Origin of the sequence: Paenibacillus sp. NPDC057967 (assembly GCF_042887015.1) — a bacterium.
Classification (GTDB): domain Bacteria; phylum Bacillota; class Bacilli; order Paenibacillales; family Paenibacillaceae; genus Pristimantibacillus.
Map to the genome: position 1 here is coordinate 236,137 of NZ_JBHVQB010000005.1, position 13,408 is coordinate 249,544.

Here is a 13,408-nt window from a genome sequence, read left to right on the forward strand (position 1 = left end):
GGAATTGAGGTGAGATACGATTGGCAACCTATCGCGTTCTAGTAGTGGATGATTCCGCGTTCATGCGGACCATTATCAGCGATCTCATCAAGCAGGATGAGCAGTTTGTTATCGCGGCGACAGCTGCCAATGGTGTAGAAGCTGTCGCGGCTGTTGCAGAGCATAAGCCGGATGTCATCACAATGGATTTGGAGATGCCGATACTGAATGGTATCGAAGCCCTTCAACTCATCATGAAGCAGACTCCGACGCCGGTCATCATGCTGTCGGGCATTAGCGAAGACAATGCACGCGATACGATCAAAGCTCTACAGTACGGTGCGCTGGACTTTATCCGTAAGCCGTCGATGTCAAAGTCAGGCGATATCCATCAAGTGGGCGAGCAACTGCTGGAGAAGCTGCGGATTGCGGTATTCGCCGGACGAAGCAAAACGGGAACCCTGCCGGAGAGACCGAAGCCAGAGACAGCCGCGCAGACGCAGGAGCCTCGCGTAAAGGCAAGGCCGAAGCCGACCGACACGCCTCTTTCTTCGGCAACCCCTTTACATAAAGTCAAGACAGAACCTTTGCCGGAGGTGAAGCGGAAGTCCGCAGCGCCAAAGCCAGCAGAGAAAACAGCCAAGCCGGAGAGTCGGTCGACAGCTCTTAGCAGCGGATTGCCACCCAAGCAGCCGCTAGTGCAGTCATCTGCCGCACAACAGCAAGCTGCTCGGAAGGCGTCAGGATCGGGGGTGTTCAAGCATATTGTTGCCATTGGTACATCTACTGGCGGTCCAAGAGCGCTTCATGAGGTCATCTGTTCCTTGCCAAGCGGTTTCCCGGCACCTGTGCTCGTCGTTCAACATATGCCGCCCAAATTCACAAAATCGCTCGCGCAACGGCTGGACAGCTTTAGTGCTCTAACCGTTGTAGAAGCGGAACAAGGGATGCGGGTGAATGCCGGTGTCGTACACGTTGCTCCCGGCGGGAAGCATATGGAGCTCGGCAAGGACGCTGCCGGATACTTCATTCGTTTGACCGATCAGCCGCAGCGCAACGGCCATCGACCATCAGTAGATGTGATGTTTGAATCGCTGCTGTCCTTCTCAGAGATTGAACGGCATGCTGTCATTATGACAGGTATGGGAAGCGACGGGGCCAAAGGGCTGAAGGCTCTGGCTGAAGGCGGTGCTGCCACAACGATCGCAGAATCCGAAGAAACCTGTATCGTATACGGCATGCCGCGAGCAGCCGTCGAATGCGGAGCAGCACAGCATATCCTTCCTTTGCATGCGATTGCCGGACGGCTTGCCAGCACAATTTTGACATAAAAGTAGTTCTCATTACGATCATACTAACAGGAGGTGCTTGGAAATGGATATGAACGCGTATTTGTCCATGTTTATCGACGAATCCAACGATCATCTTCAATCCTTGAACGAAAACCTGCTTCAACTGGAAAGCGACCCTGATGATTTAAGCATTGTGCAATCGATCTTCCGCTCGGCGCATACGCTGAAAGGCATGTCGGCGACGATGGGATTTGAAGATTTAGCGGCTTTGACGCATGAGATGGAGAACGTGCTTGACCTGGTGCGCAACAGCAAGCTGAAGATGGACAGCTTTATATTCGATACGTTGTTCAAGGGGCTCGATGCGCTTGAGGCGATGGTTCAAGATATCGTGGCGGGCGGTACGGGAAAAGCCGATGTTACAGCTATTGTCGCTTCGCTCCAGACGATATTGAAAAGCGACTACAAGAGCGGCAGCTCCGCTGCTCCTGCACCGGTGGCAGCTGCAGCTGCAGCTGCACCATCCATTTCAACAAATGCGGCACTCCTGGACCAATTCCAGTCGTCCATTCTGCTGCAATCGATGGAGAGCGGCCATCAGCCGTTTTTCATCCAAGTATCCTTGGAGGAGACTTGTGTTCTCAAAGCCGTCCGCTCTTACATGGTGTTCGACCTGCTGGAGCGCAACGGCGAGATCGTAAAGTCTGAACCCTCCGTACAGGACCTGGAGCAAGAGAAGTTTGACCGTTCCTTTTCCGTCTTTACCATTTCATCCTTAAAAGAATCAGAGCTGCTCCAGCAAATTGGCAACATCTCGGAAATCGCGACGGTTCAGGTTACGCCACTTGATCCTGAATCATTAGCTGCTCTGACAACAGCGCCAGCGGCTGCTGCTGTGGAAGCACCCGCTGCACCGGCAGCGGAAGCGCCGGCTTCGCCAAGCTCCGCGAAGCAAGCATCGGAGCCGGTCAAGAAGACGCCTCCTACGACCGGAGGCGCGGTAGCCAGAACAATTCGTGTCGATATCGAGCGTCTGGATACGCTGATGAACCTGTTCAGTGAATTGCTCATTGACCGTGTCCGTCTGGAGCAGCTTGCGAGTGAAGTGAAGCGCAACGATCTGACGGAGACGGTGGAGCACATGGCGAGAGTCAGCTCCGACCTGCAAAATATTGTTCTGAAATTGCGGATGGTTCCTGTCGATTCGGTATTCAACCGATTCCCAAGAATGATTCGGGATTTGTCCAAATCGCTGGACAAAAAGATCGAGCTGGTTATAACAGGCGCAGATACGGAGCTTGACCGTACCGTCATCGACGAGATCGGCGACCCGCTCGTTCACTTGCTTCGCAATTCCGTCGACCATGGCATTGAGACGATTGCTGACCGTATCGCTGCCGGCAAGCCGGAGACGGGCACCATCCATCTTCGCGCTTATCATAGCGGCAACCATGTCTTCATTGAAGTGGAAGAGGACGGCAGCGGCATTAACCAGGAGAAAGTGCTCCAGATTGCGATCAAGAACGGCGTCGTAACGGAAGAACAAGGCCGCAACCTGACCTCGGATGAGATCAATATGCTGATTTTTGCCGCAGGCTTCAGCACGGCGGATAAAATCTCCGATATCTCGGGCCGCGGAGTTGGTCTTGATGTCGTTAAGACGAAGATCACATCGCTTGGCGGCAATGTAACCGTCGATTCGGCATTTGGCAGAGGCACCAAATTCTCTGTTCAATTGCCGCTAACACTTTCGATTATCTCTGCGATGCTCATTAAGCTGGGATCGGAGAAATATGCGATTCCACTCACTTCGATCGTCGAGACCGGGATCGTGAAGCGGGCCGATATCCTGCAGGTTCATGGCAATCAAATGATTCAGTTCCGCAATTCGATCATTCCGCTAGTATCGCTCAGCAAAGTGCTGGAGTCGCCGGATTATGACGAGACAACAGAGATTGAAACCGAAATTATCGTCATCCGCAAAGGGGACAAGTGGGCAGCGATAATGGTAGATGAGTTCATCGGCCAAAGCGAGATTGTACTCAAGACACTTGGACAATACCTGACTCAAATCCATGCGATATCCGGGGCTACCATACTGGGTGATGGACAGGTTGCACTTATTATAGATCCGAATGCATTGATTAAATAAGGAGGGGTTTTCGATGGGAGAAGAATTAAAGGTTATCGTGTTCGCGCTAGGCAAGGAGGAGTATGGGATTGAAGTCGATAAAGTCCGTACGATCGAGAGATTGTCGCCCATTACCCGCATCCCGAAGACCGCAACCTTCATCAAGGGAGTCATCAATCTGCGTGGTATCGTCGTTCCGGTGATCGACCTTAGAGGCCGGTTCAACTTGTCCGAGACGGAACATACCGAGCACTCCCGTATCATTGTTGTTGCCGTTGCAGACTTGGAAGTAGGCTTTATCGTAGACTCGGCCAACGATGTAATCGATATCGACACCGATACGATCGATTCACCACCGGAGATTGTCGGGGGCATCAAAGCGAAATATCTTCGCGGGATTGCCAAGCTGGGGGAAGGACGCTTGCTTATTATGCTGAACCTTTCGGAAGTGCTCAACAAAAACGAAATTATCCAGCTTGAGCAGCTTGAGGTATAACCTGTGTCGCTATTCGATTCTTTTAAAGCATTTGAAATGGATGTGCTGAGGGAAGTCGGCAACATTGGGGCGGGCAATGCGGCTACCGCATTGTCCAAGCTGCTGGACAAGCCGGTCGATATGGCGGTTCCAAAGGTAAGTCTGCTGCCGTTCGAGGAAGTGGCAGATCGCGTCGGCGGCGCGGAGCAGATCGTGCTTGCTGTCTTTCTAAGGGTAGAGGGCGAAGCTCCCGGCAATATGTTCTTTATTATTGAAGAGCAGTCGGCCAAGCGCATACTGAATCAGCTTCTTTCGATGAATCATCAGGACGAGAATGGCTATTCAGAGATGGAGCTGTCCGCATTATGCGAAATCGGCAATATATTAGCGGGGTCCTACTTGTCCTCACTTGCCGATTTCACACAACTTCCGATGGTGCCATCCGTACCTGCAATCGCTCATGATATGGCAGGCGCAATACTGAGCTACGGCTTAATGCAATTCGGAGAGATGGGCGATTCCGCCTTATTGATCGAAACGACGTTTCTGGAAGATCGGCAATCGCTGGAAGGACATTTTTTCCTAATTCCCGATCCGGAATCGTTTAAAAAAATTTTTAAGGCATTGGGAGTCGAACTGGGATGACAGGGCAAACGTTAGTGAAGGTGGGCATGGCCGATCTGAATATCGCGATAGATGGTGCCGTTCTGAAAACAACGGGACTGGGATCATGTGTTGGACTGACGCTGTACGATTCCCAGAGCAAAGTTGCCGGCATGGCGCATGTAATGCTTCCTTCGTCGGAGATCGCTCGTGAAGCGCAGTTTAATCAGGCGAAATATGCAGATACCGCTATTCCGGAGCTGCTTGAAAGAATGCAGGCCGTAGGCGCCCGGTTAAACCGGTTAGAAGCCAAGATGGCGGGCGGAGCCCAGATGTTCGCGCTTGGCGGCTCGGATACTCTGCGGATCGGGCCGCGTAATGTGGAGTCTTGCACAGCCATCCTGCAGCACTATCGCATCCCGATTCTGGGGGCAGATACGGGAGGCAACTACGGCAGAACGGTAGAGTTCGACAGTTACAAAGGAATCTTGCTCATCAGAAGCGTGCAGCATGGTGTAAAGGAGATTTAAGATGCAAGGTACTTGGCGGTGGAATGTGGTATTCGGCATAACGGGTATAGTTCTGACGGTTCTCTTCTCCATCGGCAACAATCCGTTATCCGTCATCATGCTTAGAAGTCTTTATGCGTTCATCGCATTTTTTGCGCTTGCTTATCCGGCTCGTTTTCTCATGGCTTTTATACTGAAGCCCCCGGCGATGATCGGAGACTCGCAAGATACTGATGAAGCGAAGGGCAGCTCACTTGATATGACGACCCCGGACGAAGACGAAGATCTGAATGAATTGTTGAAAGCGCAAATGCAAGGAGCTACACCGGCGGAAGAGCAGGGACAGGGCGCGGGCAATGATGAGGCTGCCCCGGGGTTCCGTCCGCTGACGCCTCCGCAATTCGTATCTACAACTAATAAACAGCCAGAAGATTTGGCGAAGGCATTACGTCACCTGACAGGAGAGTGAGTCGATGGCTGAGCTGAAGACGCCTCATTTGACTAACATCCAGATGTGGCAAGCTTGGAAAGAACACGGTGATCTTGAAGCGAAGAAGGCATTGATAGAAACGTTTCTGCCTCTGGTCGAGTATGTAACTAATCGCATGGCAATCGGACTTCCAAAGAATGTAATTAAAGACGATCTTGCCAGCAATGGCGTCATGGGGCTGATTGATGCAATTGAGAAGTTTGATTATTTGCGGGGACTGCAATTCGAGACGTATGCTTCTTGGCGCATTCGCGGCGCTATTATTGACGGCTTGCGTCAAGGGGATTGGGTGCCGAGATCCGTACGCGAGAAAGCGAAGCGGGTGGAGGAGGCGTATCAGCATCTGGAGCAGCAGTATATGCGCTCGGTTACAGATCTGGAGGTCAGTTCGTATTTGCAAGTAACTGAAAAAGAATTTACCAATATGCTTCAGGACATCTCCGTCGCAACGATCTGTTCACTGGAAGATCCGATCCGCGAAGAAGAATCAGAGACGCGCATGTCGCTGCTCATCGATGACAAAGCGAAAAATCCGGATTTCAAAGTACACGAGTTTTATTTGAAAGAGTCGTTGGTCAAAGGCATTGAACGATTGACGGAGAAGGAAAGAACGGTTGTATCGCTGTTTTATTACGAAGAATTGTCGTTGAGCGAAATCGCAGAAGTGATGTCGCTATCCCCATCGCGAATTTCCCAGCTCCATTCCAAGGCTATTTTGAGACTGCGTGGAGCATTGGCTAAACATAAAGATCAACTTATGCAGCATTAGAGAGGAGGGAGTAAGGTGGACAATATTCAATTAGATTCATACCTGCGTATCCAGACTTCAGCTGACAAGCTGTCTGCCTTCCTAACATTCAGTCGGATAACGGAAGATTTTGTATGTGCGTCATCGGATTTAGAACAATACTTACGCAGCAAGGGTGTTGTCCATGGACTCCGAATCGATGTGCTGGATCAAATATGCAGAAATCCGCTTGCCTACTGCAGGGAGCAGACCCTGGTCGCACAAGGGGAAGCCCCTGGAGAAGGAAAGGACGGAGCAGTACGGTTCGTCTATGACATGGAAGACAGCAAGCAGCATAAGCCTGCAGAGGATCAAGAGGGTAATGTAGATCTGAAAGAAGTGACCCGGCTAAAAAATGTCAAGCGCGGACAATTGATCGCCGAGCTTGTGGAACCGCTGTCCGGGTCCTCAGGCATGATGGTAACTGGTGAAGTCATTCCTCCAAAATTCGGCAAGAAAGCCCGGTTTAAAATCGGAAAAAATGTTGTGCAAAATGGCGAAAACGCTCTCTATGCTGCAATTGACGGTCTCATTACGATTACCGATAAAGGGAAAATCAATGTTTTTCCCGTGTTTGAGGTGAACGGCGATGTGGATTACAGCGTCGGCAATATCGATTTCGTAGGCACGGTCGTTATTCGCGGCAATGTGCTGACCGGATTCAGGGTGAGGGCGTCAGGCGATATCCGCGTAATCGGCGGTGTAGAGGGTGCAGAGCTGGAGTCAGATGGATCGATCGAGATCACTAGCGGCATTATGGCGAGCAGTAAGGGGCATGTCAAAGCGGGGCGGAATGTTCGCAGTTCCTTTATACAAGACGGGCATGTTTTTGCTGGGGAGGATGTTATCGTCTCGCAAAGCATCATGCATTCAACCGTCAAAGCGGGCAAAAATGTCATTTGTTCCGGAGCGAAAGGGCTAATCGTCGGAGGTCTTATACAGGCAGGAGAGCAGGTTGTTGCACGTACGCTTGGCAACGCTATGTCTACAGCTACAGCAATTGAGGTTGGTGTAAATCCACAGTTGCGCGAAGAATTGTTAGAACTGCGTGGCAACATTAAACAGCTTTTCGAGAGCACGGACAAGTCTGAGAAGGCCCTTGTTATTCTAGATCAGATGGCCGCAGCCGGTCAACTAACACCTGACCGATTGGAGCTGCGCGCTAAGCTCAATGCGACCAAAAGACAAACTCAGTCGATGATTGAGGAATCAAAGGTACGGATGCTAGAGATTGAGAAGATGCTTGAAGGTACTAATTTCTCCAGAATAAACGTGAGCGGGAATGCATTTGGAGGAACAAAAGTTGTTATTGGCCGATATACAAAACATATCAAGGACAGCGTTCAGCGCGTTTCCTTCCGGTTAATGGAGGGAGATATTGCGATGGTTCCTTATCACCCTTAAAAGACCTATAAGTCTAAATAACGGGAGGTGCGGCTTGAATGACCTTTAAGCCACTGGATCTTCAAATGTCGGTTCCGCGTACGCAGGAGTTCAGCGGCATGCAGCAGCAGGCTGCGCAGCGGCCGCTGGCGGAGCAGAACATGCTGGCGAATCAGGCGTCGAAGCAAACGGAAGAACTGCGCAATCAGAATACAGCGGTCGAGCAGTCCTCGAAGCCTCAAGTACGTGCGGATCAAGACGGTGCGAATGATGGCGGGTATAAGCGGGGAACCCGCAAGAAAGCGGATGGCACGGACGAGGAATTGCCAGCTGACGAGCCGGCGGTGCATCCGTATAAGGGTCATCATCTGGATATCAAGCTGTAGATCAGCAGTATAAGTGCGAGTTCAAAAAGTCCGGTTTTCAGTACAACAGCTTATGCTTCCGATGATGCGTTTTTTAAAAACGCCGCAGAAGATGGGATGAAGCTAGGAAATGATGAGCGGAGCGTAGTGGACGCTACGTGAGCACCGGAAGTTCCGGCTGAATGCCATATTCGATGTCGAGTCGGCTTCCTGTTCTGCTTCGTGATCAAAAGTGGACTTTTTGAACAACCACTATAAGCAAAAGAGGCGGGATGCTACATATGGAACCATGGCAATATATCGTACTCGTTGGGGCGGTTGTGGCCGTAGGCGCCTTCGCCATGCCGCGAAAGAAGCCGGACAGTAATGAAGCCCCGCAGTCCGTACGCAATATGGAGACCGCGCTTGATCAGTTTATGGAAAACATGGAGAAGGACAATGAACACCTGATCCGGCTGATTGCGGAATCACAGCAAACGGCCAAGCAGGAGGCCGACAGCAAGGATAAACGAATTGCTACATTAGAAGAGCGCTGCGGGCAGCTCGAAAAACTGCTTCAGGAGTCGCTTGTGAAGCCTGCCGAAGCCCGCTTGCAGGCGGAAAGGACTGCCGCCGGCATGGCGGGGCAAGCAGCCTACGTACCCGCCGAACCCTCCGCTTGGAAGGAAGCGGCGATTACGATTGAGAATCAAAGTCCCAAGTCCAATTCGATCCATGACCGCTACTCGGAGCTGTTCCGTCTGTATGCGGAAGGCAAATCGATCGAAGCCATAGCCAAGAAGCTTGGCATGAACAAAGGGGAAGTCCAGCTCATTATCGGCTTGTCCAAGCAGGAGGGCTCGCTTCATGTTTAACAAACGATCCTTTGTGCTTGGGCTCGGCGTCGGGATTGTCGCGGGAGCCCTGTTGCTGCAGCTATTCATGCTGGGGGAGAACAGCCAGGACAAGCTGAACAAAATGGAGCAGGAATTAAGGCAAGGCGGCTTGCAGGAGGAACAGCCGTCTGGAGGCGAACCATCGCCTGATTCCTCAGCGGGGAATGACCATGCCGTCACGGGACCGCCGGATGCCGCTCCTGAAGGGACCCCTGTGGCGCCTCCTGCGGAAGCTCAGGGGTCCGAAGCGCCGGTTGCGAATGCAGGGACCGTAGAGCCGGAAGAGCTGAAGGAGCCCGCTCAGAAGCTCATCCGGATCGAGCCCGGCTTTAATTTGACCCAAACATCGGAGCTGCTTCTTGCCAATGACATTATCGATGATGCGCCTGCATTCATCAAACAAATGAAAGCCAAGAATAAGCAGGCCAGAGCCGGTTATTTTTTGATTAACGAGAAAGCCGGAATCGCCGGGGCAATCGCCGGCGTAACGGGGCAACCGATTAGCAAGACGGAGGCGGAAGCGTGGCTGGCTGCGCAATAATGGATTTCTCATACGGAAGTGGCAAAGTGTTCTTGCATGGGCACATCATCTATGATATATTAAATGACGGTGTTAAAAACACACGCTGATCAATTCTGACAACGGTGCTTTCGCCAGGCGAAAGTTTTGTCGGAAAACGCGATCGAGCGGAGGGACACACAAAAACCATTACAGGAGGTGTTGAAGAAATGGCGGTTATTTCCATGAAACAGCTTCTAGAAGCTGGGGTACACTTCGGTCACCAGACACGTCGTTGGAACCCGAAGATGGATCGTTATATCTTCACAGAAAGAAACGGAATTTACATTATCGACTTGCAAAAAACGGTTAAGAAAGTTGACGAAGCGTACAACTTTGTTAAATCCGTAGCAGCTGAGGGCGGCACTATGCTGTTCGTCGGCACAAAGAAGCAAGCTCAAGATTCGGTGAAAGAAGAAGCTGAGCGTTGCGGCAACTTCTACATCAACCAACGCTGGCTCGGCGGCACGCTTACGAATTTCCAAACGATTCAAAAGCGTATCGATCGTCTGAAGCAGCTTGAGAAATGGGAAGAGGACGGCACGTTCGAAGTTCTTCCGAAGAAAGAAGTTATCATTCTTCGTAAAGAAAAAGATCGTCTTCAGAAATTCCTGGGCGGCATTAAAGGCATGAAAGGCCTGCCAAGCGCGCTGTTCGTTATCGATCCGCGCAAAGAGCGCATTGCAGTTGCTGAAGCTCGCAAATTGGGTATCCCAATCGTAGGTATCGTTGATACGAACTGTGATCCGGACGAAATCGACTACGTTATCCCTGGTAACGACGATGCGATCCGTGCAGTTAAGCTTCTAACAGCTAAAATGGCTGACGCGATTATCGAAGCGAACCAAGGCGAGCAAACAACAGCCTAATCGCAAACTAAAACATCATTTCGTAACAACAAAGGGTGGTCAGATGGTGCAAACCTCTCACTACCCTTTTTTTGAACAAAATTCTGATGTAAACTTTTAGGAGGGTTTTTCATGGCAGTTAGCGCAAGCGCGGTAAAGGAACTTCGTGAGAGAACGGGAGCAGGTATGCTCGATTGCAAAAAAGCGCTGGACGAAACAGGCGGCGACGTAGAAAAAGCGATCGCATTGCTTCGCGAGAAAGGTCTTGCTGCGGCAGCGAACAAAGCTGGACGTGTTGCGACTGAGGGCGTAGTTGAATCCTACATCCATGCTGGCGGCCGTATCGGCGTGCTGGTAGAAATTAACTGTGAGACTGACTTCGTTGCGAAAACGGATCAATTCCGTGAGTTTGCTAGAGATATCGCGATGCAAATCGCTGCAGCAAATCCGAAATTCGTTCGTCGTGAAGAAGTTCCGGCTGACGAGATCGAAAAAGAAAAAGAAATCCTTAAAAACCAAGCGCTTAACGAAGGCAAGCCTGAGAAAATCGTTGAAAAAATGGTTGAAGGCCGCATCTCGAAATACTATGAAGAGTATTGCCTGCTTGAGCAGTCCTTCATTAAAGATCCGGACAAAACGATCTCTAACCTGCTGAATGAAAAAATCAGCAAAATCGGTGAAAATATTTCGATCCGTCGCTTCGTTCGTTACGAGCTGGGCGAAGGCCTTGAGAAAAAAGTCGACAACTTCGTTGAAGAAGTTATGGCTCAAGCGAAACTGTAATCCGAACGCACAGGCGGGGCGGGGCGTCCGCCCCGCCTTCTTTTCTATAAATGGCATATCGTACAATTCTAGCTTAATCGGAATAAAAAAGAGTGTCCTCGCTTGCGAGGTGCATGATGGAGGTAATAACGTTGGAACATCCTGTATTTAAACGCATCGTCTTGAAAGTGAGCGGCGAATCATTGTCCGGTCAAGAAGGTTTCGGCATTGAAGCTTCCGTTATCTCTTCCATAGCCAATCAAGTGAAGGAAGTTGTTGATCTTGGCGTAGAAGTCGCTATCGTCGTAGGCGGCGGCAACATCTGGAGAGGCATCGCAGGCACAGCCAAAGGCATCGATCGTGCAACGGCGGATTACATGGGCATGCTGGCCACCGTCATGAATTCACTGGCTCTTCAAGACGCGCTGGAGCAAATTGATGTGCCAACTCGCGTTCAAACTTCGATTGCCATGCAGCAAATCGCTGAGCCGTATATTAGACGTCGCGCAATTCGCCATCTGGAGAAGGGGCGCGTCGTGATCTTCGCTGCTGGAACAGGCAACCCGTTCTTCTCGACAGATACGACAGCCGCTCTGCGCGCTGCGGAGATCGAAGCCGAAGTGATTCTGATGGCGAAGAACAAAGTAGACGGTGTATATTCCGCCGATCCATTCAAAGACGAGAACGCCGAGAAATTCGAAGAACTTACATACCTGGACATGCTTAACCGCAATCTGGGCGTAATGGATTCCACGGCATCATCGCTTTGCATGGACAATAATATCCCGCTAATCGTATTCTCCATCACAGAGAATGGAAATATTAAACGGGTCGTGCTAGGTGAGAAAATCGGTACGATCGTGAAAGGAAGTGCCAAATAACATGCCACAAGCGATTAAAAAAAGTGCAGAAGAGCGCATGGAGAAAGCGATCGGCGCGTTAAAGCGCGATCTGTCCACGCTTCGCGCTGGCAAAGCAAGCCCGGCGCTGCTTGACCGTATCCAGGTTGAATACTACGGCGCCCAAACGCCGCTGAACCAGCTTGCGAACATCAATACGCCGGATTCCCGCACGCTGATGATCCAGCCTTGGGACAAATCATCGCTGGGAGCGATCGAGAAGGCGATTTTGAAGTCGGATCTAGGTCTTACGCCATCCAATGATGGTCTATCCATCCGGATCTCTGTACCGCCTCTAACGGAGGAGCGCCGCGCTGAACTGGTGAAGACGTCCAAGAAATTCGGCGAAGAGGCAAAAGTAGCGGTCCGCAACATTCGCCGCGATGCCAACGATGACGTGAAGAAGCTTGAGAAAACGGATATTTCCGAAGACGAGTCGCGTCGCCATCAGGACGATATCCAGAAGACAACAGATAAATATATCGCAGAAGTAGAGAAAGTTCTTTCTGCCAAAGAAAAAGAAATTATGGAAGTTTAATTCACGCTTTAGCCCCTCCGACAGGTGGGGTTACGTTTTTATTGATCATACGAAGAGGGATGGGCATTACAGCCCATCCTCGAAGTACTCCGATAGACGATTGTTCTTATCGGTTGGGAGGAAGCTAGATGATCAAGCGACTTTGGGCAAGACTAAGCGAATCATTCGCACCGAAGCCGGCTTCAATCGAGACGGGTCATGTGCCGAGGCACGTAGCCATCATTATGGATGGGAATGGACGATGGGCCAAGAAACGCGGTTTGCCGCGTATGGCAGGCCATCACTCCGGGATGAAAACGGTCAAGCGCATTACGATTGCGGCGGATCGGCTTGGGATACAATATTTAACCATGTACGCCTTCTCTACGGAGAACTGGAAGCGTCCTAAAGCTGAAGTCGACTTCCTGATGAAGCTGCCGCAGCAGTTTCTGGAGATTGAGCTGGACGATTTGATTGCAAACAATGTGCAAGTGCGCATGATGGGGTCCAGGGATAACTTGCCTCCCCACACGATACATGCCTTGGAAGAAGCAGTCAGCAAGACAGCCAGCAATACGGGGCTTGTCCTTAACTTCGCTCTAAATTACGGCAGCCGCATGGAGATGCTGGATGCGATCAAACATATTGCGCTCGACGTAAAAAACGGCAAGCTGGATGCGGAAGCAATCGACGAAGACGTCATGTCCAGCCGGTTGCTTACCAGTGACATTCCTGATCCGGATTTGCTCATTCGTACAAGCGGCGAGCTGCGGCTAAGCAACTTCATGCTTTGGCAGCTAGCATACAGTGAGTTTTGGTTTACGGATGTATATTGGCCTGAATTTACGGAAAAGCATTTCCACGAAGCCATTGAAACCTATCAACGACGCGGTCGGAGATATGGCGGACTATAGCATCAAACGACGGAGTGTGA

Annotated in this window: 16 protein-coding genes; all 16 read left to right on the plus strand. The window is 50.9% G+C overall.

The features are described 5' to 3' along the window. Positions 1-20 precede the first annotated feature (20 nt). The 16 genes from ACFVSO_RS14730 to ACFVSO_RS14805 all read left to right on the plus strand — a co-directional run bounded on the left by ACFVSO_RS14730 (position 21) and on the right by ACFVSO_RS14805 (position 13,388). Positions 21-1,310 carry a protein-glutamate methylesterase/protein-glutamine glutaminase gene (locus ACFVSO_RS14730; protein WP_387474754.1) on the plus strand — a complete coding sequence of 430 codons (1,290 nt, stop codon included), beginning with the start codon at positions 21-23 and terminating at the stop codon, positions 1,308-1,310. A 43-nt stretch (positions 1,311-1,353) separates the two neighbouring features. After that, positions 1,354-3,423: a chemotaxis protein CheA gene (locus tag ACFVSO_RS14735; protein ID WP_387474756.1), complete on the plus strand. Its 2,070-nt coding sequence runs from the start codon at positions 1,354-1,356 to the stop codon at positions 3,421-3,423. A 13-nt stretch (positions 3,424-3,436) separates the two neighbouring features. Beyond that, positions 3,437-3,898: a chemotaxis protein CheW gene (locus tag ACFVSO_RS14740; protein ID WP_387474758.1), complete on the plus strand. Its 462-nt coding sequence runs from the start codon at positions 3,437-3,439 to the stop codon at positions 3,896-3,898. Positions 3,899-3,901: 3 nt separating this feature from the next. Continuing rightward, positions 3,902-4,522: a chemotaxis protein CheC gene (locus ACFVSO_RS14745; RefSeq protein WP_387474760.1), complete on the plus strand. Its 621-nt coding sequence runs from the start codon at positions 3,902-3,904 to the stop codon at positions 4,520-4,522. Next, entirely contained in the window at positions 4,519-5,010 is a 492-nt protein-coding gene (locus ACFVSO_RS14750) for a chemotaxis protein CheD (RefSeq protein ID WP_387474762.1), read from the plus strand. The genes ACFVSO_RS14745 and ACFVSO_RS14750 overlap by 4 nt, the downstream gene beginning before the upstream one ends. A 1-nt stretch (position 5,011) precedes the next feature. Beyond that, complete coding sequence (locus tag ACFVSO_RS14755; protein WP_387474764.1) at positions 5,012-5,458, plus strand: hypothetical protein; 447 nt, start codon at positions 5,012-5,014, stop codon at positions 5,456-5,458. Positions 5,459-5,462: 4 nt separating this feature from the next. Further along, positions 5,463-6,248 carry a FliA/WhiG family RNA polymerase sigma factor gene (locus ACFVSO_RS14760; protein ID WP_387474766.1) on the plus strand — a complete coding sequence of 262 codons (786 nt, stop codon included), beginning with the start codon at positions 5,463-5,465 and terminating at the stop codon, positions 6,246-6,248. 15 nt (positions 6,249-6,263) lie between these two features. After that, positions 6,264-7,670 carry a flagellar assembly protein A gene (locus ACFVSO_RS14765; RefSeq protein ID WP_387474768.1) on the plus strand — a complete coding sequence of 469 codons (1,407 nt, stop codon included), beginning with the start codon at positions 6,264-6,266 and terminating at the stop codon, positions 7,668-7,670. A gap of 38 nt (positions 7,671-7,708) precedes the next feature. Further along, positions 7,709-8,035, plus strand: a complete 327-nt coding sequence (locus ACFVSO_RS14770) for a hypothetical protein (RefSeq protein ID WP_387474770.1) — start codon at positions 7,709-7,711, stop codon at positions 8,033-8,035. 260 nt (positions 8,036-8,295) lie between these two features. Beyond that, entirely contained in the window at positions 8,296-8,868 is a 573-nt protein-coding gene (locus ACFVSO_RS14775; RefSeq protein ID WP_387474772.1) for a DUF6115 domain-containing protein, read from the plus strand. Beyond that, the gene (locus ACFVSO_RS14780) at positions 8,861-9,430 is read left to right on the plus strand and encodes a hypothetical protein (RefSeq protein ID WP_387474774.1); all 570 of its coding nucleotides are present in this window, start codon (positions 8,861-8,863) and stop codon (positions 9,428-9,430) included. Before ACFVSO_RS14775 ends, ACFVSO_RS14780 begins: the two co-directional genes overlap by 8 nt. A gap of 188 nt (positions 9,431-9,618) precedes the next feature. Beyond that, complete coding sequence (gene rpsB, locus ACFVSO_RS14785) at positions 9,619-10,317, plus strand: 30S ribosomal protein S2 (RefSeq protein ID WP_119801345.1); 699 nt, start codon at positions 9,619-9,621, stop codon at positions 10,315-10,317. Positions 10,318-10,428: 111 nt separating this feature from the next. After that, entirely contained in the window at positions 10,429-11,079 is a 651-nt protein-coding gene (tsf, locus tag ACFVSO_RS14790; RefSeq protein WP_387474776.1) for a translation elongation factor Ts, read from the plus strand. Positions 11,080-11,210: 131 nt separating this feature from the next. Then, positions 11,211-11,939 (plus strand): UMP kinase, encoded by a 729-nt coding sequence (pyrH, locus tag ACFVSO_RS14795; protein ID WP_387474778.1) that lies wholly within the window; start codon positions 11,211-11,213, stop codon positions 11,937-11,939. A 1-nt stretch (position 11,940) separates the two neighbouring features. After that, positions 11,941-12,495 carry a ribosome recycling factor gene (gene frr / locus ACFVSO_RS14800; protein ID WP_387474780.1) on the plus strand — a complete coding sequence of 185 codons (555 nt, stop codon included), beginning with the start codon at positions 11,941-11,943 and terminating at the stop codon, positions 12,493-12,495. Positions 12,496-12,623: 128 nt separating this feature from the next. After that, positions 12,624-13,388: an undecaprenyl pyrophosphate synthase gene (locus tag ACFVSO_RS14805; protein WP_387474782.1), complete on the plus strand. Its 765-nt coding sequence runs from the start codon at positions 12,624-12,626 to the stop codon at positions 13,386-13,388. The last annotated feature ends 20 nt before the right edge of the window (positions 13,389-13,408 follow it).